27 protein-coding genes are annotated in these 23,825 nt (G+C 59.1%); 17 read left to right on the top strand and 10 right to left on the bottom strand.

The window, feature by feature from the left end; all coding sequences use genetic code 11:
* The 6 genes from BN1130_RS04275 to BN1130_RS22570 form a co-directional block, all read right to left on the bottom strand.
* The coding region (locus BN1130_RS04275) for a baseplate J/gp47 family protein (RefSeq protein ID WP_052448193.1) at positions 1 to 1,005 on the bottom strand (1,005 nt) is incomplete at its 3' end.
* Positions 1,002 to 2,015: a phage late control D family protein gene (locus BN1130_RS04270; protein ID WP_042040532.1), complete on the bottom strand. Its 1,014-nt coding sequence runs from the start codon at positions 2,013 to 2,015 to the stop codon at positions 1,002 to 1,004. The genes BN1130_RS04275 and BN1130_RS04270, both read right to left, overlap by 4 nt.
* The gene (locus BN1130_RS04265) at positions 2,003 to 2,227 is read right to left on the bottom strand and encodes a tail protein X (protein ID WP_042040531.1); all 225 of its coding nucleotides are present in this window, start codon (positions 2,225 to 2,227) and stop codon (positions 2,003 to 2,005) included. The genes BN1130_RS04270 and BN1130_RS04265 overlap by 13 nt, the downstream gene beginning before the upstream one ends.
* On the bottom strand, positions 2,224 to 2,682 hold the full coding sequence (locus BN1130_RS04260; protein WP_052448192.1) for a phage tail protein: 459 nt from the start codon (positions 2,680 to 2,682) through the stop codon (positions 2,224 to 2,226). The genes BN1130_RS04265 and BN1130_RS04260 overlap by 4 nt, the downstream gene beginning before the upstream one ends.
* Entirely contained in the window at positions 2,682 to 3,314 is a 633-nt protein-coding gene (locus BN1130_RS04255) for a hypothetical protein (RefSeq protein WP_052448191.1), read from the bottom strand. Before BN1130_RS04255 ends, BN1130_RS04260 begins: the two co-directional genes overlap by 1 nt.
* A complete protein-coding gene (locus tag BN1130_RS22570; RefSeq protein ID WP_042040529.1) occupies positions 3,311 to 3,988 on the bottom strand; it encodes a phage virion morphogenesis protein in 678 nt (225 codons plus the stop codon). Before BN1130_RS22570 ends, BN1130_RS04255 begins: the two co-directional genes overlap by 4 nt.
* Before the next feature lie 127 nt (positions 3,989 to 4,115).
* Here BN1130_RS22570 and BN1130_RS22565 point away from each other — a divergent pair, with 127 nt between their 5' ends.
* From BN1130_RS22565 to BN1130_RS04185, 13 genes are all read left to right on the top strand, one after another.
* Positions 4,116 to 4,655 (top strand): phage protein Gp27 family protein, encoded by a 540-nt coding sequence (locus tag BN1130_RS22565; protein WP_042040528.1) that lies wholly within the window; start codon positions 4,116 to 4,118, stop codon positions 4,653 to 4,655.
* Entirely contained in the window at positions 4,652 to 6,265 is a 1,614-nt protein-coding gene (terL, locus tag BN1130_RS04240; protein ID WP_042040526.1) for a phage terminase large subunit, read from the top strand. The genes BN1130_RS22565 and terL overlap by 4 nt, the downstream gene beginning before the upstream one ends.
* Positions 6,262 to 6,900, top strand: coding sequence for a phage baseplate assembly protein V (locus BN1130_RS04235; protein ID WP_052448189.1), 639 nt, complete (start codon positions 6,262 to 6,264; stop codon positions 6,898 to 6,900). The genes terL and BN1130_RS04235 overlap by 4 nt, the downstream gene beginning before the upstream one ends.
* A 108-nt stretch (positions 6,901 to 7,008) precedes the next feature.
* A complete protein-coding gene (locus BN1130_RS04230; RefSeq protein ID WP_042040525.1) occupies positions 7,009 to 7,365 on the top strand; it encodes a GPW/gp25 family protein in 357 nt (118 codons plus the stop codon).
* A complete protein-coding gene (locus tag BN1130_RS04225) occupies positions 7,362 to 7,922 on the top strand; it encodes a phage major tail tube protein (protein WP_042040524.1) in 561 nt (186 codons plus the stop codon). The genes BN1130_RS04230 and BN1130_RS04225 overlap by 4 nt, the downstream gene beginning before the upstream one ends.
* Before the next feature lie 74 nt (positions 7,923 to 7,996).
* Positions 7,997 to 9,733, top strand: a complete 1,737-nt coding sequence (locus tag BN1130_RS04220; protein WP_042040523.1) for an Ig-like domain-containing protein — start codon at positions 7,997 to 7,999, stop codon at positions 9,731 to 9,733.
* A 3-nt stretch (positions 9,734 to 9,736) separates the two neighbouring features.
* Complete coding sequence (locus BN1130_RS04215) at positions 9,737 to 10,252, top strand: phage major tail tube protein (RefSeq protein ID WP_042040521.1); 516 nt, start codon at positions 9,737 to 9,739, stop codon at positions 10,250 to 10,252.
* Between the two features lie 9 nt (positions 10,253 to 10,261).
* Complete coding sequence (locus tag BN1130_RS04210; RefSeq protein WP_042040520.1) at positions 10,262 to 11,227, top strand: hypothetical protein; 966 nt, start codon at positions 10,262 to 10,264, stop codon at positions 11,225 to 11,227.
* 33 nt (positions 11,228 to 11,260) lie between these two features.
* Positions 11,261 to 11,812, top strand: a complete 552-nt coding sequence (locus tag BN1130_RS04205) for a hypothetical protein (protein ID WP_042040518.1) — start codon at positions 11,261 to 11,263, stop codon at positions 11,810 to 11,812.
* Positions 11,813 to 11,859: 47 nt separating this feature from the next.
* Positions 11,860 to 12,876 carry a major capsid protein gene (locus tag BN1130_RS04200; protein WP_042040516.1) on the top strand — a complete coding sequence of 339 codons (1,017 nt, stop codon included), beginning with the start codon at positions 11,860 to 11,862 and terminating at the stop codon, positions 12,874 to 12,876.
* A gap of 9 nt (positions 12,877 to 12,885) precedes the next feature.
* Positions 12,886 to 13,365: a hypothetical protein gene (locus BN1130_RS04195; protein ID WP_042040515.1), complete on the top strand. Its 480-nt coding sequence runs from the start codon at positions 12,886 to 12,888 to the stop codon at positions 13,363 to 13,365.
* Complete coding sequence (locus BN1130_RS04190; RefSeq protein WP_084218126.1) at positions 13,307 to 14,404, top strand: phage portal protein family protein; 1,098 nt, start codon at positions 13,307 to 13,309, stop codon at positions 14,402 to 14,404. The genes BN1130_RS04195 and BN1130_RS04190 overlap by 59 nt, the downstream gene beginning before the upstream one ends.
* Positions 14,395 to 15,672, top strand: a complete 1,278-nt coding sequence (locus BN1130_RS04185) for a phage head morphogenesis protein (protein WP_157013896.1) — start codon at positions 14,395 to 14,397, stop codon at positions 15,670 to 15,672. The genes BN1130_RS04190 and BN1130_RS04185 overlap by 10 nt, the downstream gene beginning before the upstream one ends.
* A gap of 67 nt (positions 15,673 to 15,739) precedes the next feature.
* Here BN1130_RS04185 and BN1130_RS04180 read toward each other — a convergent pair whose 3' ends face one another.
* The 4 genes from BN1130_RS04180 to BN1130_RS04165 all read right to left on the bottom strand — a co-directional run bounded on the left by BN1130_RS04180 (position 15,740) and on the right by BN1130_RS04165 (position 20,143).
* Complete coding sequence (locus tag BN1130_RS04180; protein WP_042040512.1) at positions 15,740 to 16,165, bottom strand: hypothetical protein; 426 nt, start codon at positions 16,163 to 16,165, stop codon at positions 15,740 to 15,742.
* On the bottom strand, positions 16,162 to 17,298 hold the full coding sequence (locus BN1130_RS21295) for a PAAR domain-containing protein (protein ID WP_052448187.1): 1,137 nt from the start codon (positions 17,296 to 17,298) through the stop codon (positions 16,162 to 16,164). Before BN1130_RS21295 ends, BN1130_RS04180 begins: the two co-directional genes overlap by 4 nt.
* Positions 17,299 to 17,380: 82 nt before the next feature.
* Positions 17,381 to 19,648: a phage tail tape measure protein gene (locus BN1130_RS04170; protein ID WP_042040511.1), complete on the bottom strand. Its 2,268-nt coding sequence runs from the start codon at positions 19,646 to 19,648 to the stop codon at positions 17,381 to 17,383.
* Between the two features lie 87 nt (positions 19,649 to 19,735).
* Positions 19,736 to 20,143, bottom strand: coding sequence for a hypothetical protein (locus BN1130_RS04165; RefSeq protein ID WP_157013895.1), 408 nt, complete (start codon positions 20,141 to 20,143; stop codon positions 19,736 to 19,738).
* Between the two features lie 129 nt (positions 20,144 to 20,272).
* Here BN1130_RS04165 and BN1130_RS04160 point away from each other — a divergent pair, with 129 nt between their 5' ends.
* Genes BN1130_RS04160 through BN1130_RS04145 form a run of 4 tightly spaced genes read left to right on the top strand, consistent with a single transcriptional unit; the run spans position 20,273 to position 23,569 of the window.
* Positions 20,273 to 20,818 (top strand): phage tail protein I, encoded by a 546-nt coding sequence (locus BN1130_RS04160; RefSeq protein WP_052448185.1) that lies wholly within the window; start codon positions 20,273 to 20,275, stop codon positions 20,816 to 20,818.
* Positions 20,811 to 22,061, top strand: coding sequence for a phage tail-collar fiber domain-containing protein (locus BN1130_RS04155; RefSeq protein WP_084218125.1), 1,251 nt, complete (start codon positions 20,811 to 20,813; stop codon positions 22,059 to 22,061). Before BN1130_RS04160 ends, BN1130_RS04155 begins: the two co-directional genes overlap by 8 nt.
* A complete protein-coding gene (locus BN1130_RS04150; RefSeq protein ID WP_042040508.1) occupies positions 22,061 to 22,495 on the top strand; it encodes a tail fiber assembly protein in 435 nt (144 codons plus the stop codon). The genes BN1130_RS04155 and BN1130_RS04150 overlap by 1 nt, the downstream gene beginning before the upstream one ends.
* 51 nt (positions 22,496 to 22,546) lie before the next feature.
* Positions 22,547 to 23,569 carry a DNA-methyltransferase gene (locus BN1130_RS04145; protein WP_042040507.1) on the top strand — a complete coding sequence of 341 codons (1,023 nt, stop codon included), beginning with the start codon at positions 22,547 to 22,549 and terminating at the stop codon, positions 23,567 to 23,569.
* The last annotated feature ends 256 nt before the right edge of the window (positions 23,570 to 23,825 follow it).

The following is a 23,825-nucleotide window of genomic DNA, read 5'->3' as shown; positions in this document are numbered from 1 at the left end:
CCCAGCCAAGTCAGTGCCTCTGGCACAATGTCGCGCCCCAGCTGGTTTCGCCATGGTGGCGATCATGGCGTTCAATGCCACTTCAAACTGGTTTTGAATGGTGGTGGCCATCGTCTGATAATCGCTGAACACCTCGAGTGTGAAGGTGCCCAATGCCTCGACTTTTTCGCAGTAATCAATGGATACCCGGTCACCCAGTGGGCGCACCTTGTCATCACTGAGCACCTCCAGTACCGCATCGGCGATGGCCTGGGTCGGTGGCTCGCCGCCCATCATCAAGGGGCACACCGAGATGTCATTGGGTAATGGGCTCCAGACGCCAACGGCGGTGATGTTGCCGTTGGCGGTAAGCGCCCAATATTCATAGGCATCATAAGGGCCGGCCACCGAGAACTTGCTGGGTGCCAGGTAGATGCGATAGCGGTAGCGCTCATCATCCTCAATCTCACTGCCGCCCTGGCTGATGACGATATTGACGGCGCTGGCCACATAAGGATGCGCACTGACTATCTCGGTAATCTCGCCCGCCAAAAATCCATTGCCCACCGTGCCGACAGACTGGCAGGTGGCATCCACCTCCACGGTGGTCGCACTGGCAGAAAGGGCCACCGGCTGTGTGGTCGAGAACAGGGTGGCACCATCAATAGCGCGCACCGTGAACACTGCGTCCAGCACGGTGTCGGGATGCGCTCGCAACGTCAGTTGCAGCCGGGTCATCGCCGGGCCTGCTGGCAGTCGGTGGCAATCCACCAGGGCGCCCAGATTGTCGAGCATGGCGTCATCGGCGAACGCCAGCAGGTTCTGCTTGCCCTCTCGGTTGATGTCATCGACCAGCAGCTCGCGCTCGTAAGCGGTCTGCTCGAGCAAGAAGGTTTCCGGATCGGATGCCAATGGGTAGTGGCCGGTGCCAAGCTCATAGTTTTTCTTGAGCCGGGTTAAGGTGCCGACGTAGTCGGGCTCGATGACCTGCGGCTCGGGCAGATCGGATAGCGGGATCTCATTCATGACAGGCGCTCTAGTTTGGCGTTGCAGATCCAGCGGCCACCCAGTGAGGTGGTCTGGGTGACCACCCTCCACTTGGGCGGGAGCTTGCCTGCATCGGTCAGGTTGATGATTTGGCCCGCCGCCAGCGGGGTGTTAATCAGCTGCAGTTGGCCATAGGCTGTTTGCCGCGTGCCGGTGGCTGAGAGCTGACTGTCGGCGTAGCGCTTGGCTTCCTCAAGGCTTCGCACCTTGACGTCGTACAGGCGCATGACTCGGCCTTCTGGCGCATTGGGGTCGCCGGCCTGGTAGGTGATCTGCTTGCGCTGGTCAGGGTCGTAATAATCAATCGTGACCGCCCCGTAGGTGTCGCGTTTAGTGATGGGGAAATCGGCCTGCGTCACCACATTACGGTTGGCCAGGGAGAGTGTGAGCTCAGGCAGGGCCGGAACGCCCATGTACAGCGTCTGGTTCTTCTGCGACACCGGCAGGCCATAGCGCTCCCCAAGACGCGCCAGCAGGTTACGGCTACTTTCGGCGCGCTGCTCCACCCGCTCAAGGCGCACATCCTCTCCCGTGAACACCCCTTGCATGCCCGCCTCACCGGCCAGCTGGTTGACCAGGGCAGACAGCATGATGTTGGGAAACGCCCGGGTGCGGGCGGTTTCCATGGCACTGCGCTTGGCAGTGGTGGCCATCGCGCCTATCACTACTTCATCGGGGCTAAACCGAAACCGCATGCTGTCAATCTCAAACGCCCCCCAGGCCCAACTGCTGGCTGGCCCCCCGGCTTGGTTACGCAATTGCCAGGCAACGCCGGGGCGCAAGATATCCCCCTCGCGCGGGTACCAGGCATCCAGGAAGATGCGCTCCCGGTTATCGAGCACCAGGCTGACCTGGTCGCGATCGCTCTTGCCGCGCTCCAGGGTGTCGGTGTAGGAGAGGGATTTGACGTATTTGGCCAGATCGCGAGTTACCGCCCTATCCGCCCAGCTCAAGGTGGCGGCATAAGCCAGCAGTCCTAACGCTGCCATGGGGCCACCTCCATCACCACGGTGGACGCAGACGCTTCTGGCAAGGTGGGCACAGTGATGACGTACCCGGTGGGCAGCACAAAGCCCAGGCTTGCGCGCGCAGCCGCGACATTGGCAGCGCGAAGGGCATCCAGTGCGCTCTGGCTGGTGTGGCCATAGGCCCGTTGGCACAGGCTGTCCCAGCGCTCCCCCTCTTTGCTCACCAGGTTCATTGCCCTGCCTCCTCCCGAGTTTCAACCAGCGATAACTGGTAGTTCTCCGCCAGCACCGTGCCATTGGGCAGCGTCTCGGTGATGGTGCGGGTGAGTTCGCGCAGCGCAAACAGCCCCAGCGTGTCAGTCCCCACCACCAGACCACGCGGCACACCATTGACGGCCAGGTCAGTCAAGGCGATGCGCGCCATGGTCAGGTCCACAAATTCGTTGTGCAGCTCAATGGTCATGCTGATGGTGCGCTCGTCCTCGCCACTGGCCTGATGCGAGGGATAGCCTTGCACCAGCTGCTGCCGTTCAATACGCCAGCGCCGACTATCGATCAGGTCCTTGGGGGCAAAGTAGGTTTTGAACAAGACATCGCCATAAGCCCCGAACTGGGCGTGGCTGACCTCTCTTGTCGGGAACAGGTTGTCGCCGCTGTAACCAAACGCGGTCCCCATCAGGTTACTCATCACGCCTCCTTGGGCTCGTGGGTGGGCACGGTGATCTCGTTGCCAGTACACGCTTCGGTAAAGACCATCTGCTGCAGGCGTGGGTTGGGGAAGGTGCGATGAACGGTCATCACCAAACTGGCTTGCCAGTCTTCGCGCCAGGTGTACAGGTCGTCCTTACGCTGCTCAAATTCCGGCCCCTGCTGGCTACCGGCAAAACCGCTGGCCAGACGCTTCGCTCCGGTGAGTTCTGCATCCCCCACGATGGCGAGCTGCCATCCCGCCGTCATGTCGGTGCGCATGTCTGGCAAGGGTTCGCCAATGTCCTTGAGCACCATCAGTCGCTGGGTCAGCAACTCGTTTAAGGTGATGGCGTGCAGCATGGCCTCGCTGGTGAGCAGCTTGTTACTGTTGCCCCCGGACAGGCGCACGGAGATCGTCACGTCGATAACCAGCTCATAGGGGCTGTAGGCCACCCACTCGTTCACGGCATCCGCTTGCGCCAGGCGCTGCGCGGTGGGCATGATGCGAATTTCCCGCCGAGCCATAGCATTGGAGGGCTCGGTTACCACGTGCAGCGCGCGACTGCTGTCACTGGTACGCCGACCAAAATGGGCTTCCAGTACACGTTCGAGCTCATCAAACACCTTCATTGAGCCTTTCCTTTGGTCAAGAAGCGCCTGCCTTCATCAAGCAACAAGCGCTGTTGGTCTTCGTGCAGCACCATGAACTCACGTGCCGGCACCGTGATGCTCTCCTTGCGATAGAACAGCAAGAACAGTCGGCGAGGCGCGGCCCGCTGACCGGTTTTGCGCGTCTTCTTAGGTGTGCCATCAGCCTTGGGTTTGGCTTTTAACCGGATCCCCTGCGCGCCAGCACCTACCGGCGCGCTACCGAGCACCGCCTTGGGGCGCCAGACGATGCGCCACCCAGCATCTTTCAGTTGCTCCAGGTAACGCTTTATCCCTAGCGCCTGTGACTTGCGCTTGATAGCGCGAGTAGCCGGAATGACCAGGGACTTGGCGCGCTTGGCCTTGAGCGTGCCGCCGTAGTTGATGAGTGGGGTGTGCACCAAGGGCGAGCCCACCACAAACCCCTGACTGTCGGCCACGTAGGTGATGGAGGCGCGCGTCTCCCCGCTGTCGAACAGCGGCTTGGCCCCGCCATTTTTTAGCGACTTGGTCAGCGGCGCATTGGGTACAAAGGGGCCGTCCATGTTCAGTTGCACGCAGGTGACCCCTAGCGGTGCCAGTTGCTCGGCAAGCTTCGGTAGCCGCTGGCTCATCCCCTTCAATGCCCGTTTAAATGCTTCACTGCCGCTGGTCATGTCTCACTCTCGCCCTGAACGCTTGAGTGCCAGTATCCCCCGCCCTGCGCGGGCCGGGTGCCCACGGGCACCCCTTGCGCGCGCGCTCGCGCACCATAGAGGGAAATGCAATTCACAAGAGGTACACATGGCACGCCGATCCAAGGTCGATCTGCACGGGTTATTGGAGCGCATCGTGGAGCTGTTCGAGCGCGACAAGATGCCCATCACGGATATCGCACTGACGCTGCAAGGTGAGGGGTATGACATCTCACGCAGCGCCATCCATCGCTCGCTCAAAAAAAATGAAGATGTGGCCGTCAACTTCAAGCGGGCGTTGGACGAGTCACGCATGTTGCTTGAGGAGATCAAGGATAACCCCGGCACCGACATCCTGGAGCTGACCCATCAGATGCTGGCGCAGAAGCTCTCCGAGTACGTGCGCGAGATCGATAACCTCGATTTCGAAGACCCCACCAAGCTGTTCAATGCCGTTGCCAGTATCTCCCACGCACAGGTGGGCATTGGCCGCCTGAAGATGGAGTTTCAAGCCGGGGTGAGCGCAGCTAAAAAGGCCCTGGAAGCCGAACTCAAGCGCATCTTGATGGAAGAGTCCCCTGCGGTGCTGCTGGCGGTGCTCGATGCCATTGAGCGGGTCGAGGTCAAAAAATCCCGGAGCTACAAATGATTGGCTCTGCCGCCGAACGGGAGACCTTGCGCCAGCAAGCCAGGCAGCGCATGGCCGAACAGGCGGCAGCACCTGCGGTGGCAGAGCAGGCCAAACTCGATGCCAAGGCGCTGGAGGCAAGGCGCAAGCAAGCACGAGGGGATTTCGCCTGGTTCTGCCAGACCTACATGCCGCTGGCATTCCCAACCCCGTTCGCAGACTACCAGTTGGCCCTGACTCGCCTGGTATCCCAACGCACCTTGGCACGGGCCGATGAGCGGTTGTTCAAGTCCCTCATCGCAGAAGCAGACCACCCCTACATCAATGGGGACAGCGACTGCTATGAGGGGATCCTCGATATCGAACCCCGCGATCATGGCAAGACCACCCGCAACACCCAGGCCCTGCCGCTGTGGCTGGCCTTAAATTTCCCGGGGAGCTTCATCGTGGTGTGCGCCGCCAGCAAGGACAGCGCGATTGGCATGGTGGACGCCATCAAGACCACCCTGCAGGAAGATGAGCGGATCCTGGCCGACTACGGCTATCAGCGAAAGAAGGGCAACACCTGGTCCAAGACCAAGCTGCAGCTCGCCAATGGCTCGGCCATCGTGGCAGTGGGCGCGGGTCAAACCCTGCGTGGTATCAAGAACAAGTTCCAGCGACCGACCCACATCATCTGTGATGACTTACTCAAAGACGACGAGGTGGAATCAGCCCCCTTGCGCAAGAAGCTCTACACCTGGTTCAAGCGGGTCATTCTGAACCTGGGCCAGGGTGCACTCACCATCGTGGCCAACACCATCATGCACCCGGAAGACTTACCCTCTCGGCTGCTGGGTGAGATCAAGGAAGGGGTGCTGACCAACTGGATAGGCCTGCGCTTTGCTGCCATCACCCCGGATGGCGAATCGCTTTGGCCTGACCGTTGGCCGCTCGCGCTATTGGAAATAAAGTGCCGTCAGCTCGGGGCGCTGTGGTTCACCGAGTGGATGAACCAGCCTATCTCGGATGAAGAGCGGATCTTCAACGAAGCCTGGTTTGAATACTTCAAGCCCCGAGACATCAACCTGCGCGATTGCACCGTTGGGATGGCTGTGGATCCGGCCACCGGCAAAGCCACGGGGGATTACTCCGCCATTGCCGTGGTGGCCAAACACAAGCCCACCGGCCTTTACTACGTGCTCTATTGCCGGGGCTTCAAGGAGAGTGATCTCACACTGGCCAAGCGCATCTGTGAGATTTATCGCCTCTTCAAACCCGATTACATCGACTTTGAAACCGTTCAATTCCAGGCCATCTACAAGCGGGAGGTGGCCCGCGAGGGCAGCCGCCAGGGTCTGCGCTTGCCACTGCGACCCTTCAAGGGCGGCAACAAGCACGTGCGCATCAAGTCCCTGGGGCCGATGTTTGAGAACGGACTCATCTTGCTGCAAGAAGATCAGGCCCTGCTCAAGGAGCATTTGGTGAACTACCCACGAGGCCATGACGACTGCGCCGATGCGTTGGAGATGTGCATCAGCGGACTGGAGCACAGCTTTGTGGGGGGCGCAGTGGTAGCCAAGCGACAAGTGGTCACGGCCGCGCAGCGCCTGGCCGGCCTTGCTCAACGCCTGGGAGGGCGCTTTAGATGATCGAGCAGTTAATCAAGACCGGCAAGGGCACCGCAGACCTGCTATCTCGTCTGATGCGCATCGTCTGCGTGGGGGAAGTCAGCGCCGTGGATGGCGGGGGACAGCGGGTCAAGGTGGTGCTGCCCTCCCTTGATCGCATGGAGAGCGACTGGCTGCGGGTACTGGCCAGGCGATCGCTTGGGGTGCGCACCAGTTGCAACCTGAAGGTGGGGGAGCAGGTGCTGTGCCTGTTCCCACCGCTTGGGGACATGATGACGGGCTACGTGCTGGGGGCGCTCTTCAATCAACAGGACGTGCCGTTCCAGGATAACCCGGACGTGTTTGGTATTGAGTTCGAGGACGGCGCCAAGCTGACTTATGACCAGACCAGCCACACCCTGCAGTTTTCCCTGCCAGGGGGTAGCCGGCTCTTTGAGATGACCCCGGACGGTGCGCGCATGGTGTCCAAACTGGACATTGATGGGGAGGTCACCATCAGCAAAGGCCTGACAGTGACCGAAGGCGTGCAGGCCAATACGGTGACGGCGAGTTCGGTGAGTGACAGCGTGGGCGACATGAGCACCATGCGCAATCAGTACAACCAACATGGCCACCCGGACAACGGCGCCGGTGCGCCCAATGTGCCCATGTCGTAAAACGGCCTGTATCGCGCTATACGCGATCGCGGCGTGAAGATGTACGTTGGCCCGAAAAAAATTTCTCGAAGGAATTTGAAGGCGATTTGAAGACGTTTGAAGGGGGGTATGATGTTTGGATTACAGATAAAAGCGTGGGGGCGGCGCAATGCGACCCTGCAGGAGGACATTGAGCAGTCGCTATCGGTGTTGCTGCTAACCAAGAAGGGCGAAAAGATATGGGATCCCCAGTACGGTTGCGATCTTGTCGCCTACCTGGATCGCCCGAACTGGCACTTGCAGCTGGCCATGGTGGCGATATTGGAATCCATCAGTGCCTATGAGCCGCGCATTCGGTTGCTCAGCATCGGGATAGCGCCAGCTCCCACTGTTGAGAACACCGCCCAGGGCAAGGTAGTGCTGCGCCTTGCCTATCAACTCATTGGCACCCAATCCGGGGTGTTCACTGCCAAGGTGGCCTTATGACGTTCCTGGCAACGCCCTCCCTGGTGGAACGCTCTCTGGTGTGGCGCAACCAGATGGTGTTTCTCAATAACACCCTCTACATCGGGCGCATCCTCTCGGCCAACTGCGTCATCCGACGCAGCGTCAAGAAGTTCCTGGCGCTTGGGTGCATCGGTGCACGCGAGGTACCTGGGGCCTTTGAGCCCATTCGTTGCACGCTGGAGTTTCAGAACATCACCCCGGCAGACATCCGCCAGTTGGTGCACCATTCGCTTGGGGGGGACATTACCCTGCGCCTGGCGGCGTTCGGGCGCCACCTCGACAGTCACAGCAAAAGCGGGACCAGCACCACCACGGCGGTGGTTACGCGCATCAAAGGGGCACTCATTGACCACCCGCTGCCCACCATCGACAACTGCACCAATGGGCCAAAGACAGTTGAGATGACAGTCAACTTCCTGGAGGTCTATGACCCCCAGTCAATTGAGTACGAACCGCTGCTGCTTATTGATCTGGTCAACGGGATATACCGCCCTGACAAGGACGATGCCAAATTGGGGATTACCGTCACGCTGTAGTAAGGCGACTGCCCATGGGCAGTCGCCTTTTTTTATCTGCCGTATTCTCCTCCTGACGCTTGAGGAGGATGACCATGGCGCAATTTTTAAAAGGGGTTGAAACCGTCGAAACGGTGAGCGGCCCAGTTCCTGTCAACGAGGTGGCAAGCTCCATCCTGGCGGTGTTTGGTACCAGCGAACTGGCCGAGCCCGGCCAGATGGTACTGACCCGCACCCTGGATGATGCCAAGGCCACCTATGGCGAGGGCTCTATCCTGGCGGCCCTGCGCCGCATCCATACCTACTACACCCCCTATAACACCGTCATCGGGATCCCGCTTGGCAAGGACAGTGACTTTGCTACGCCACCCGGTAAAGCGCCTAGTGGCGTGACCCTGGGGTCCAGCACGGCGCGCGCGTTCATTGATGATGGCGCGGGGCTGCCAGTGGTGGTCAGCAACCCCCATGGTCTGACTCTGGCTTTTACAGGGGATGACGATGCGGTGGCCACGGTTAATCCGACGACGGGGGAGCTTACGCCCCTCACCCTCGGCGAGCTGACCCTCACCCTCAGCGTGACCGGTAATGACTTCTATGACGATGATGAGATTGTCTGCGCCGTCACGGTCGAGCAAACCAACCCCGATGATGGCAAAGCGGCTACAGGCGCCGCCCTCAATGCCTCGGCCCTGCCGGTGTACCTGGGCTCGGTCACCGCGCTGATGGTGGAAAACAGCCAGGGCTTGTCCGTAGTGTGGTCATGCAGCAATCCCGCCATCGCCACGGTGGATGCTACCGGGCTGGTCACCCCGGTCAGTGAGGGTATGGCACAAGTGAGCGCAGCGGTGGCGGGGGACGCTACCTACGCCCCCATCACTCTGACCTGCGACATCACCGTGAGCAAAGCCACTGACGCGCTGCTGGCTGCCTTCATTGACGCGGTGCCGGTCATGCTCAAAGCGCGCACCCTGTTTGGCTTTAATCCCAAGATTTGCCTGGCTCCCGGCATCATCGACAAGCCTGGCGCCGCCGGCGCCGCGCTGCCCGTGGCGCGTAAGCTGCGCCAAATCTGGCTGGCCGACCTGCCCGCCGCGACGGCTACCCCAGAGCAGGCGCGTCTGGCCAAGCAACCACTCAGTGATGAGCGCATTTTGGGCCTGTGGCCCCGCCCCAAGGTGCTGGATGAGGACGGCGCCGCGCTGGTGGATTGGGCCGCCCCCTCCTGGGGTGGGCTGATTGCTCAGGTCGACAAAAACCTCGCGGGCATTCAAGGGGGCTCTGGCTACTGGTGTTCCCCCTCAAACATCAAGCTCGGGGATGTGGTCGGGGTCGAGTACCCGCTCGATTTCGTCATCAGCGACCCGGACTGCGAAACCAACTACCTGTGCGGCAACGGCATCGCCACTATCGCCAACTACGGCGGCCTGCTGGCCTGGGGTAACCGTTCTACCGCGTTCCCGGACAAGAGTGACCCGATGACCTTCCTGTGCTGGCGCCGCACGGCTGATGTGATTGAAGAGTCCATCGAATATTTCACCATGCAGTTCCTGGACCGGCCGATGTTCACCCGTCCGGATCAGTTCGCCAGCACCCTGCTTGGGCGCATCCAGGACAGCGTCAATGACTTCCTGCGCTCGAAGGTGGGAACCGCCCTCATTGATGGCAAATGCTGGATTGATACCAGTGCCAACCCGCTCTCAGAGCTGAGCCAGGGCATTGTCCACTTCAAGTACCGCTTCACTCCGCCCATGGTCACCGAGCACATCGTGCTGGATGCCGAGGTGTACGTGCAGGGCCTTGAAGATGCATTCAAGAAACTGATTGGAGGCTAACCAATGGCAACCGAAAAATCGATTGTCTGGCGTGACCAGGCAGCCTATCTGAACGACACCATGTACGTGGGGCGTATCAATCAGGGCTCGTGCGACATCACCCGCAAAACCGTCTCCTTAGGCGGGATTGGCGGCGCCGGTAACGTCGATGTACCCAATGGCAAGTTCGAGCCCATCAAAGCGACGGTGGTGTTCAACTCGCTGTCCGTGAACGATGTGCGCACCATGTCAAAGAACGATGGCTACATCGAACTGCGACTGACCGGCACCGCGCGCGTACTGGACACCAGCACCGGCACGCGGGTGGTATCCAATGCTACCACCCGCATCAAGGGCTGGGCACTCAACTTGCCAAACCCTGCCTATGGGGACGACCCGCAGCCGTACAACGTCAGCATCTCGGTGCTCTTTATCGAGGTCTCTGACGGCAACGGCACCGCCCTGCTCATCGACATGGCCAACGGCATCGTTGAGCCCAATGACAACAGTGGCAGCGTCGGCGTCACGGTCACCCTTTAAGGAGCATCCATGCCACGTATTCGCACCCTGAGCTTGGTCGGGGATGGTGTCCAGAAAAACGGCAAGACCGTCACCAAGGCGATGCTGGCCAGCATCGTCAAAGCCCATTCAAAGGACGCCCGCCCTCCCATCACTCTCGGTCATCCAGGCAAGGGGGCGGACAAAGTGCCCGCCCTTGGGCGAGTGGATAACCCGCGCATCGAGGCGAGTCGCCGCCACCCCGGCAAAAGTGAGTTGGTGGTCGAACTGCACTATACCCCCGAGCTCGAAAAGCTCGAGGACGAAGGCAAGTTCGAGGGGTTTAGCGCAGGCATCTATCCCACACCAGATGGGAAAAACTACTACCTGCATCACGTGGCATCGCTTGGCGAACTGCCGCCTGCGGCAGAAACCGAGACCCTGGATCTCGTTGAGCTCTCACATGAGGGGGAGGACGCCATGATGGTGATCTCCGGCACCCTCACATTTTCAGATGACAAAGAGGACATTGACATGACCAAAGAAGAACTGGCCGCCTCCCTTAAGGACGTGCTGGCCGAACAGATGAAGCCCCTCACTGAGCGCCTGGACAAGCTCGAGAAGGGCGCTACCACCGCTGCAGATGATACAGGGGGCGATCACGAAAAGGATAAGGACAAACCCGTCGAAGACACCCAGGCCCGCGAGCAGCTCAAGGGCATGCAAGAAACGGTGAAATCAGATCGCATTGCCCAGGCTACCGAGCTTGCCAACGCCAAGGGCTGGAGCACCGAGGAGTTCAAGCCGCTGCTGACCATGCTGCAAAAGGCCGAGCCCGTTGAGCTGTGCGACAACAGCGAAGGAGCACTGTTCTCCACCGTCAAGGCCACCCTCACCGCCCGCAAGGTGCAGGCGTCTGCCCCTAACCCCCTGCTCCTGCCGCTGGAGTTCTCGGACAACAAGGGCAACAAGCAGGAGATGGGCCTGCACGATCTGGCGCGCGTCACCAAGTTCTAAGCGCCCCATTCAACACCGAACAGGACAACAGTCATGACCATGTTTTCTCGCAAGACCGAACTTAACTTAAACAGCATTGTGGCCGCTGGTCACAACCCTATTATTCATGCGGTCGCCCTCATTGATGGCTGGGCCGATATCAAAGCCGGCGACCCGCTGGTGATCACTGCTGATGGCGCGGATGCCTGGGGCGGCGCTGCTACAGGTGGCACTGTGTCAGGACTGAGTGTGGTCATCGGTAGCGCCGCTATCACCGGTAGCGCGGCCACTGGTGATGGCACCGTAACCGGCTCGGCCGACACCACCACTGGTGCTATCACTGCCACCGCAGACACCGGCGATGGCGCACTCACCGCCACCGTGGACTTCGGCACCAAAGATGTCACCGGCTCTGCGGCCGTGACTACCGCCGTGATGGGCATTGCGCTCAACACCCCGCTGGATGGGGATGGCAGTGTGTTGGTTCTGCTCCATGGCTGCTATCGCAAAGGGGCGGTCACTGTGGGTGGACTCCCCATTACCTGGGAGCAGGCACTGGTACTGATGGCCGCAGGCCTGTATCCCGAGGATAGCTGGGGGGGTTAACCCCAGGCACTCCCTTCACCCCATTTGACTTACACGAGGATCACATCATGGAAATCATTGACATCATTCGCTCCTTTCTGACCCCGCAGGCGATCGCGGCGCAAATGGCGAAACGTACCCCCAAGCCCCAGCGGATCCGCAAGCTGATCTACGGAGAGGAGGGCATTCAACACCCGTTCTCTGCCATCACCCTGGCCGACCTGCCAGCCCTTCTGACCAACGTGCCAGTGGTACGTCGGGGCAGCACGGCCTATGCCATGGATCAAGATGGCGCCCCCATGACCACTATCGACGTGCAAGGGTTCGAGCTGTCTCGCTTCATCACTGCCGCTGAGATCAACAACCTAAAACTGGTCAGCAATTTAACCGTGCAGACGTTTGTGGAGCAGCGCATCAACCAGATGCTAGATTCCATCCAAAGCTCGACCGAAGCCCTGTGCGCACAAGGATTGACCGGCCGTCTGGGCTATCCGATGAAGTCCGATGTAGGCTTTGATGACTACCAGGTGGAATTCGGCGAGACCTTGTTGCACACCCCCGATAAGGCGTGGAATGCCACGGACGCCAAGATCATGCATGTGTATGAGACCTTGAGCGCCATGCACTCCCAGTTGCAGGAAAATGGCTTTGGCAGCGCCCCGGTGTCACTGGCAGGCCGCAAGGCCTTTAGCCAGATCATTGGGCTGGCTGATGAATCCAAATCCAACGTCCTGCAGGTCAAGGTCATGTCGGAGAACGAGGTTTCCGTCGGCGGCTATACCGTACAGCTGGAGAGCAGCACCTACAAAGGTCAGGCCAAGGTAGTGACCAAAACCGTGGATGACAACAAGTTGTGCATGGTGGATAAAGCGGCTGGCCATTCGCTGTTCTATCTCTCCCTGGATGACCTGGAAAACGGCCTGTTGCCGATGCCCTTCTTCCCCTCCCAGGAAATTAAGAAGAACCCCAGCGGGCTGGAGATTGTGGGGCGCTCCAAACCACTGCCGGCCCCGATTGTGGGCGCCATCAGCTGGGCCACCGTGCTGTCTTCCTCAACCCGCGCAGCCAGTAAAAAAGTGGGATAAGGGGACAAGATGACGCTTACCCAATTACGCGCCCTGGTCACCCCGGCGCTAGTTCGTGCGGCGCTGGATGATCAGATATACCTGTCACTCACTGGGGAGGCGCACGGTGAGGATGGCTACTTTATGCACCGCCCCCCCACCAGTGACAGTCAGCAGGCGGCGCAAACCGCTTGCCAATCCGCAGCCCGCTGGGCGTTCATCACCCTGACCAAGGCCGACGCTACCGCGCGGCCTTATTCAAATGATGAACAGGAGGTATTGTCTGAAGCGTTGGTTCAGCGCGCTATCTACGAGCTGGGTCGCCAGTCAGAGTTTGATGCCAACTTCTACAAGAACAAAGAAGATGCCACCGCACTGCTCAATGCCCTGCTTGGCCTGACGGGGGCAGGCGAGAGTAAGAGCATTATCACGTCAGCCAGGAGCACTAAAGATGCCAAGCAACGCAGTTATTTCATCCTCCCTGGTTACCCGTTTACCCGCCGCCGGTAATCGCTTCACCGACTACTACCCAACCCCGCTTGGTCTTGGTATGCACGAGGCATCCGCCTTTGACCCCTACTGGGGGGCCATTGAGGCCATGCTGTTTGATGAAGAGGTCAGTGCTGACGTAGAGCTGCGTCACGCAGCCTCTCTTACCCTGCCCTGGTACCTCGAAGGCGCCCCCGATGACATCGCCTTTGCTGAACGGGTACTGGCGGGCTTGCCTGTCGAGAAGTTGCTGGAAGATGCCCTGAGCGCGGCTGAATGGGGCTTTAGCCCGCTCGAGGTGGATTGGGATAACAGCACTGGCCCCTTGTGTCCGGTGCACATTGAGCGGCGAAAATCGCGCCTGTTTCGACTCGATGACAAGGGGCAGGTCTACTATGCCACCCAGGGGGCGATGGGGTTTACCCCTGTGCCCACGGGCAAGATCATCCCGGTGCGCCGCCAGGCCACCCGTGAAACCCCTTACGGCGCTTCCATCCTCGAATCGGTCTGGCCTATCTGGCAGGTCAAGTGGACCCATGTTGCCCAGCTCGAACGACTGGGGCAAAAGTACAGTGTGCCCTCTGTCGCGGCCCTGGCCGAAGCCAGTGCCGGCAACGAGCTCGACGTCATTAGTGCCACCCTGGCCGGGCTTGAATCCGGTGAAGGGGTAGCCCTGTCCGGGGTCAAGGAGCTCATTCAGCTGACCGCCAACGGCAAAGCCCCTGAACTGCTCCAAGTCATTCAGCACTACGACAGTAAGATCTGCAAACGTATCACCGGCCAGACACTGACCTCTAGCACTCAGCAATACGGCTCCCGCTCACTTGGGGAGGTGCATGAACGGGCAGCCCTTCGGATCTCGATTGGCGATCTGGAGATGGCGTTCGCCAACCTCAACACCACCTTGCTGCGCTGGATCTTCACCTTCAATCAGCAGCCTGGTCGGGTGACACTGGTGTTTGATAAAAAGGCCTTTGAAGCCACGTTAAAGGCTACCCAAACCAACGCACCTAGCGGCGTGACCTTGTCCAACGATGGTGGGGGGCTCTTGTGTCTATAACCCAATTGGAACGCAAGGAGACCGATGCCCTTGAGCGCCTGGCGCGCATTGAGGCGCAGTTCCTCACGCTGACGGCGGCAGCCTTGAGCGAGGAGATCACCGCTCGCTTCATGCAGCCTGACGTCATCCCCGAGGCCAGCCAGCAGCGCTATGCCATCGCCTACGTCAATGCCATGCGCTTTGCCTGGCTCTATGGCCACTGGCACGTGCAGCAGCTGATAAGCCAGCTGGTGGAGCTGGCAGAGGGGCCGCAGCAGCTGACCTTCAAGGAGGCTATCGCTTACCTGGAAAGCCAGGTGCCCACCACCAACCGGGCGTACACCGAGCTGGATGCCAATATGCGGCTGCGTGCCTTCACCGTCGCGGTGGTCTCGACCGAAGAGTCGGTCGCCAGGGTGCAGACGCTCTACGCCGATGCGATCAGGCAAGGGCAGTCCAAGTCCCAGACCATGCAACAGATGGCCACGTTCCTGGAACAAGCGGGAGTGAGTCCGGTCAATCCCTACTACCTGGAGCTGCATTATCGCAACAACATGATGGCGGCCTACAGCGCCGGCCGTTGGTCCCAGATAGAGAGCAACGACCTGGTGGAATACCTCATTTATCTCTCGGTGATGGACGATGGTACCACCAAGCTGTGCCGGAACCTGGACAGAACAGTGAAGCCCAAGGGCGATCCGTTTTGGGCCACGTACTGGCCCCCAAACCACCACAAGTGCCGTGGCACGGTGAGTCCGCTTGGGCCCACGCAATACGAGCAGATGCCAGAGGAGGTGAAGCGAAGCTCCGAACAGGTGACCCAGGCACGCATCAAGGACGACCCTGTGATGGCGTCAGAGCACCAGTTCACCAGCTCCCCCACCGTGGCCATGCGTCAATTACCGGCCAGCCTGGTCAAGCAAGCCCAGGCCTTTGACCAGGTCAAGTCCATCACTGCGTACTCAAAGACGCAGAGCCAGGCGCTGCTGACAGAGCGCATGGCAAGCCTCAGCCAGCAGGTGGTACCCACCCAGGTTATCGAGCAGGCTAAGCTCAGCCAGGAGGCCAGCGCACAGGCGGCTGAGTTGCTGCAATCAGACGATGTGGCCTTTGGACTGGGAGAGTTGAGCTCGGGGGATTACCAGGCGGAGCTCTGGTACTTCCAGGAGGCCGAGGAGGGGTGGCTGTGGGGGAGAGCTGAGGCCTATGGCCAGATCGATATGGCATCCATCAAGTGGCTGACACCCGAGCAGCGGGCGCTGCTGATGGCCGACGCCCAAGTGATGTGACGTGTGACGAAACCTGCAGCAAAAAGCCCGGCTATCATGCCGGGCTTTTTATTGACTGCGCGAACAGCTACGACCTTCGCGCCTCGCGCTCGCTCACCAAGCGCTGACACTCCAGCGGGGTGATGGCGTAGGTCTTGCTGGAATGCCGGCGTGAGGATTGCCTCAAGTCTTCGCATTCAACAAAGCCCTGCGCCTTAGCATGTAGCCCATACATCACGATACCAGCAACAATAGGCGCGAAAACAAACCCGATGGCAATAACGATCACGTGAACATTTTTTTCTATCCACTCCCTTTTCGTAAATACAAAAACAAATGCCATGACACCACCAAAAAATATCATGACCATGCAGGCCCATATGGAGGCAAAGCCATCTATTGCTATAAATCGCTGGTTTGCTCCGAATAAGAACGTGAACCAGTCGCCAGCCATCCAAACGCCAGCAATAAAAAATGCAGAAAAAAATAAAACCCCAAACACTCGCCGCATCATTTAAGTAGCCTTTCCATTTCCTGTGTTAACTTTTTCGAATAGCCAAAGTCCGAATCAATGAGATCGAGCCCTTGGCTTATAAAGTAAGATGTTGCAACAAACACGAGCCCAACAGCAAGAAGACTGCCCCCCGTGAGCGAGCCTGCCACCACCGCCAAGCCACTGGCGCCGAGAGTTGCGGTAAACCCCTTGGCCATGTCGCCGGCCGAGTTGACGCCGAACTCCACCAAGGTCGCCTCATCCCGCAGGATGTAGTCTGCCGCATTCACCCCCAACGAGAACGCCACCTCCACCCCGGGGTTACATTTGACGTAGGTTGTAGCCCCCTTCAAACTGGTGAGCCCCATCAAGGCCTGCACCACCTTCGGGTTGTTGGCCCGCCACTTGTTGCCCTTCATCAAGGTCTGCTTGTGGCGGCGGAAGTTGTTGATGATGATCCAGTCCACACCATTGATATTTTTTACCCGCGCTTTAACCCCTAATCCACCCAGCCCTTGGGCAGTCTTGACGGCAGATACCGCACCGGTGGCAACATCCTTATATCCCTTCAGATCGCCGATGGTGTCTTTACCGCCCATCTCGGCATACAGGTTGGCGTAAAATTCATCCCCCTCCTCTCCCGACATCACAGCCAAATCTGTCGGGGCGGAGGTATAAACGACCTCGAACGTTTTGTCCTGGGTAAAATCATAAGGTGGCCAATAGCCTGACCCTGCTGGTATTTCAACTGGCGCAACCTGGAACGCATCAGTGCCACCTTGGCGCACGATCTCCTCGATGTCCATCTCACCTGCAGAGAAAGACTGCTCGCCGGCAATACGCGCCCCCACCATGCCGTCATCAAAGCCGATAAACTCAAACGCGCCAGGAGAGGCGATCACCCTGTGGCTCCCCAAGGGGCACTTGCACTCCACCACGCTCCCTTCCAGGCACACCTGCTCATTTTCAGCGGTCACGCTGTGGGGGTGAGTTCTGCGCACAACCCCCGGACTCTTACACAGCGGGCACAGCACCTTGCTCCCGATCAACGCCACAAGCTTATTCTGACAATACACAGTGCGGGCGCCGTCCAATACGACACCGCCGGTGGTTGTTTTATCTCCGACCGTCACGACTTTCAACGCTGTTGGCATGTGAGCCTCTCCTCATCAAGAAAGAAAAGGGCCCCACGGATGGGACCCCTTAAGCACCTATGCTCACACTGCAACCTGAACCTCAGCTTGACGGCTGGGCGTAATCCATCCCCTGCATCATGCGCTCCAGGGTGGACTGCAGCTCCTGCATCAGCTCTGGCGAGCTGTTGCGCAGCACTCTGGTCATCGCTCCCTCCAACTCCATCCTATTGGTGAAATCTGGGCTCACCGTCACATTGTGGGTCAGGGCGATCTGAATGGGAGGTGTGGAGGAGGCGGTAGATGTGGGTGCATCCTGAGTCGGGGAACGCAGCGCCGCGGGAGGAACAAGGCGCTCAATTTCTTTATCTGGCCCATCATCGCCTCCAAACCAGTCCATGACCTGTGCTGTGAGTGACTCCACCACATCCTCGCCGGCAAGTGAGCCCAAAATGCCACCCGCAAAACCAAGAACCGCTGTCCCCACGCCAGGCGCAATCAGTGTACCGAGCGCTCCGCCAGCATAAGCACCAGCAAGCCCACCCGCAATCGCGCCTCCTTCTCCCGCTGCAATCGTGACCGCCCCTTTGGTGTCACCGCGTTGAGCTGCATCGTAAGCCTCCATGCCACCTAATACGACACCAGGCGCCCAGCCAAGCGCTTTCCCCCCCCTTTTGGCGAGTGTTTGCCACATCGTTGGTTTTGGTGCTGGCCGCTCACTTCCCAGCCGGTGGTCCATCCAGCTCGGCGTGCGAGAGGAGGGCGTGCTGGTGGACGGTGATGGGGCGATATCGGGTACACCACCTCTGAGCCCATTCAATTTATCGCGTAAAAACTTAAGCTTGCGAAAAAATAGATACCCGGCGCCGCCCGCCACGGCGGTAGCGGCCCCCTGGCCTAGCATGGGCGAGTCATCCATCGTGCCTCCCACAGCATCTGATGTCCCGACCAACAGGTCGGTCAGAGGCCGGACCGCCTCAGTCAGGTCAGCAAATGCCGCCCCCAAGTTGCTGGAGGTAGCCTTGAGGCTGTTAGTGACCTCCTCCGCGCTGCTAAAAGACGCCTTCAGGCCTTCCATCAATCTGCCCTGGTAATCCCCCAAGACTGCGGTGGGGTCTTCCACCCCCTTGAGCATCCCCTCCCGGCTCATGAAGGGCATGTCTTCCGTATAGCGGATCCCCGCCAAGCGCTCATTGATCACTTTCGCGTGTTGGGGATCTGTCTTGTAGAGGGCCTGCCCCTGCCTGAGTAGATCAAGCCAAGGGGCGCTGATGTCCTCTCCATGCGCATCGGCATACCGAAACTTGGCAAACGCATCTTTCATGCCTTGGCGCTGCCTGGGATCTTTTATTAGCTCCACCTCTCCTGGTGTCTTGCCATGCCCCATCAGTTTCTCCACCTCCCCCGAGTCCGTCAGTCTCGCGTTCAGGCTCTCTTTGATGCTATCTGCGACCACGTCATAATTACGGGCCCCACCCAGGACACCGCCGACAAGGCTTGCCATAAATTGCTCTGCACTCATGCGGCCACTGAACAGCGTGGCGTACTCCCTGATGGTGTCTGGTAAATCGCCTAACTTGTCCCCAGCCTTGGTGCCAGCAGCATGAAACAGATCTGCAGCGACCTGTGGCTTTAGGTTGTAGCCCTTCATCAGGGCCAGCAGCGCATCCGAGATCTCCTTGCTGTCCAGCGTGTCTTGTCCGGTGGAGTCCTTGAACGATTTCTGCAGAGCCAGCACTTGCTCAGCGATGACCATGGCATCGCGATCATTTGCCCCTCCTTGGCGAGCCAAGATCTGTGCATCCAGCACCTCGGGCTGGGTATACCCCGTCTTGCGTTGCATGTCGTGTCGCCACGCTCGCTGCCCCTTGCTGGAGTAGGTCTCGGGCGCTTGCCCGGTTCGAAAGGCCGCCTGCCGTTCAATGCTGGCCGTGTCGAGACCAGCTTTGGCTAAGCTTGCGGCAGACCATCCGCCAGCAGCCATCCCCACGGCGTTCTTCATATACTCCCCGAGCTGGCCAATGGACTTGGCTGATTTCTCAGTTTGGCGCAGCTCGTCGTTGAGTCGCTTTTGTTCCTGGGTCAGTTTGTCGATATTGACTTCGGCACTTCGCAGGGCACGGCTGTAGCGCTGCAGTTCCTGTTCCTGGCGCAAAAACTCCTGACTGGTGCTGCCGGACTCTCGCCCCAAATCCTCCAGCCCCTCTTTCAGGCGTTTGAATTGCGTGACATCACCCGCCGTCTTTTGAAGGTCCTTAAAATCCCGTTCAAGGTTTTCAGTTTCCTTCTCAATGCGCTTGTACTGCTGCGTGAACAGGTCGTTGATCCCGACGGTCAACTCCAGTGCAAAATTGTTGCTACTTGTGCTCATCGAACATCACCTCCAGCAAGTAGGTCAGCTCTGGCCAGGTCATCGCGAGCACCTCACTGTAAGTAGCTCGCCCTCTCTGCCGGTCAGTCAGGTGGCGGATGGCTGACTTGAGGTGCCGGTCTGAGACCCGGAGGAGGGGCGAGGCTTTCCCATCAGGATGCTCAGGTTGACGAACTCACCATACTCCAGGTGATCGACCAGGTAGTCGACCGGCAGTGCCATCTCCGCTTCAAGGCGAACGCCCTTGTCATCTTCTACCACAGCACCAAACATCAACACGCTGGAAGCGACCCCCGCCATGACGGCGTCAGACACCTCATAACCGAACGTATCCTTGGCATAGCGCACCGCCTCAATACGGTCGCGTATCACCGGCACACGCACTCGCCGAGCACCTGTGATGGTCTTGCCTTGATATTCCAGTGGAGTAGAGAGGGGGCAGATATCGTACTGCTCGATCATGTCGGACATTCTTTTCATGGCATTGTTTTTCATGGTGCACCTTCAGGTTGTCAATGTGCCCTCACTCTAGCCTCACCCCGTCTGCGCCCGTGCCCAAGGGCATCGCGCCCGCGTGAAGATAGCCACACTGGCTCTACTGTCACCAGATGTATCGGAGCCCTTTTGCTAATCCCATCGGTTTTGCGTCAATCCCTGCAGCTCAGAACACTCAGCCAGCTCAGTGCTGATGAGCTGGGGCTATTGCAGCGGTCACTTGGCAACCTGCACATCATGGATATCGACAGCGTCGACCCGAGCTTCTTGCCTTGGTTGGCCTGGCAGTGGCGGGTCGATGTGTGGGATGACACCTGGCCCGTCGCTCAACAACGGGAGGTTGTGAAGAACGCTCTGTTGTTGGCTCGCTATCGCGGCACACCCTGGGCGGTCAAACACGCCCTGGCCTTGACGGGATACCAAAGCCTGGTCACTGAGTGGTGGCAGCAGCAACCTGAAGGGGAGCGCGGCACCTTCACCGTCGACGTGGAAGCCGGACAAAGGGTCATTGGCGACACCTATTACGATCAAGTGTTCAAGCTCGTGGAACGTAACAAGCGGGGCTCGCAGCATTGGACACTGCGACCCAATATCTCGGTGACCGCAGGTATGTATCTCCCGGTCATCATCAACATGCGCATCAAGCTAACAACGATTGGGGACTTCAATGAGTGAACTATCTGGCGTGCTTACTGACCTGGGGGCACAGCTCATCGAGGAGGCTTACCAAGCAGGTCAGGTTATCACGCTGACCGAGATGGGACTGGGCGATGGCGGAGGGAGTGATGTCAATGTCTCGCCAGGCGTCACCGCCCTGGTGGGAGAGTTTCATCGTCAGGCGCTGGACTCGGGCGTGGCAGAAGATGCCGCGCTGGGCGGCGCCATCAACTATGTGCCGGACAATGAAGACCGTGGCAAATGGGTACGCGAGCTGGGCATGTATGATGATGCTGGCAACCTGATTGTCTATGGCGCAACGCCGCTGGCTCAAATCCCCATCAACCCCAACCTAGGGGTGCAGTTCATCATCAGTGCCGCCGTTCCCATTGAGTATGTGGACTCCGTGGTGGTAGTGGTCAACCCCGAGGGGTCAGCCACGTACGAAGACCTGGAAGAGCACGAACACAGTCGCCGTCACCCAGCAGCCGAGGAAGGCCAGCAAGGGATGATCCCGTTAGCCACACAAGAGATGGTGACTGAAGGGGATGACCATGCCAGTGCACTGACCCCCAAGACAGCGGCAGTTCACTATTTTCCTCTGGCCGCCTACAAGCCCCGCACCGACAGCCTGAACACTCAGGAGCGGGCAGTTGAGATCATCAGCAACAAGGACATGAACACCTGTAAGGCGGGTGAGTTCGGCTTGTATGAGACCGCAACCTGTGCCAACTCTCCTCCCAGTGCGGGGCCGTTTTTTTACTGCGAGACGAAGGCCTGCTCCCACACATTCATTCTCACCCAGTTTGCGTCTGGCTACGACAGCAATGGCGGGGTGATGGCATGGCGCAACATCATGGCCACCGGCACCCCCTCTGGCAGCGACTGGTGCGAAGTTTATGACACTCATCATAAACCCACCCCAGCTGATATTGGGGCTTCTCCTGCCGGGCACGCGCACACCCCGAATGAGTGTGGGGCCGCACCAGTGTCGCATTCCCACCTTGCCAGCCAGGTCACGAACCGCGTTGGCGACGTTGGCACCTACGCCCTGATGTGCGTCATTGACCCGAGCGCGATCCCCACCACCGCGCCGGACCAGTCAGCCCGCTACACGGGCAGTCAGTTACAGTGGGCCAACCTGGCCGGTAAGGAGTTTGGGGGGGCGATACCAGGTACCTGGGCGCCGTTCTCAACCATCGTGGCAGGCACCGGCATCGGCACCACCCGTGCCGCCGGCCTTTTTGTGAGGATGGTATGATGCAAGATATTCGCGCTATTGATGCGCACTCCCCGGTTTGGGCCAATGTCGAGCACACCGCCATCGACATGGTGGTGCAATTTGCCCACCTCGATGCGCCTGTTCTCTTCACCGCGACTCCAACTGATGCAGAGCTGCACGGGCAAGCACTATTTGAACGGGCCAATACCGGTGAGCTGGGCGAGATTGCACCCTACGTGCCTCCCCCCATCACAGAGCCTCAACAGCTCGCCCGACGCCAGGCGCTGATGGAGGTTGCCAGCATAGCCATGACCCCGCTGGAGGATGCCGAGGCACTTGGCATCATCAGCGACACCGAGCGCGAGCAACTCACCGCCTGGCGGCACCACCGGGTTGCCCTCTATCGGTTGCCACAAAGCGAAGGTTGGCCTGTCGTGGTCAACTGGCCGGAACAACCATTCTCCCAATCTTAAAAGCGGGGCCCTATGGGCCCTTTGTCAATTAATAACGTAGGAGCACGGGATATGAATATCAAAGATGTAGAGCTGATTTGCGGCGAGGCCATCAGCATTGTTCAGCAATTACCCAGCGGGTCTATCGACATGATTGTCGTTGACCCACCCTATTACCGGGTCAAAGGAGAAGCTTGGGATAATCAGTGGCCAACACCGGAAGCATACCTGGCCTGGCTAGAGTCGGCAGTCGTGGAGTTTCAGCGACTGCTCAAGCCAAACGGCTCGCTGTATCTGTTTTGCAGCTCACGGATGAGTACGGATATTGAAGTGATGATGCGCCAGCACCTGCATCTCTTGAACGACATCGTGTGGGCCAAGCCGTCAGGTAAGTGGATTGGGTGCCACAAGGAGTCGCTTCGCTGCTACTGGCCAGCGACTGAGCGCATCATCTTCGCCGAGCAGTACGGTGCAGAGGGGTCAGCAAGGGCGGGGAGTGGGTACAACTCGGCGTGCAGTGACTTGCGCCGCCAGGTGTTCACCCCCTTGATTGAGTATTTCAGGGCGGCAAGGGAGACCTCTGGCGTGACAGCAGCAGACATCAAGGCCGCGACGGGCGTTGACATGGCGTCGCACTGGTTCGGGTATAGCCAGTGGCAGTTGCCGAACCAGGAGCAGTACGAGAAGCTACAAACGCTATTTGCGGAACGGCTTGGGCAAGACTACCAGACTCTGACCAAAACCTATCAGGGATTGCACCAGACCTACCGGACACTGGCTGCCTCGTATGAGCAGCTCAAGGTAGACTTTGACCGGTTACGCCGTCCGTTCGCGGTGAGCAAGCACGTGCCCTACACGGACGTATGGGTTTATCCTCCGGTGCAGCACTACCCAGGCAAGCACCCTTGCGAGAAGCCAGCCCTGATGATGGAGCACATCATTGAGGCAAGCAGTCGGCCTGGCGATGTGGTTGCGGACTTCTTCATGGGGTCAGGGGCGACCGGCAAGGCTGCCATCAAGTTGGGCAGGAGGTTTATCGGTGTGGAGCTTGAGCGAGAGCGGTTTGAACAAACCAGACAAGAGATGGAGTTGTGATGACCGGTTGCACCACAGTCAGGCCAGGGAAAAGCGCCGCGAGGATAGTGATGCAACCGGACTTTAAAAGGCTACACCAACCGCCGGGAACCACAAGCTCAATGTGTACCAGTTTGGTGTGCTTACATGGAAGAGTTTGAGCGCTTAGTGCTGTGATTCTCATCCCGATAAATCCCACTAAATCCCGACTAGTCCCAGTATTTTTTGTGGATCGTTATTAATATTCACTTTGGATCGTTATAACTGCTCGCCGTCA

Origin of the sequence: Aeromonas rivuli (assembly GCF_000820045.1) — a bacterium.
Taxonomy (GTDB): domain Bacteria; phylum Pseudomonadota; class Gammaproteobacteria; order Enterobacterales; family Aeromonadaceae; genus Aeromonas; species Aeromonas rivuli.
This window is presented reverse-complemented; position numbering and strand designations above follow the sequence as displayed.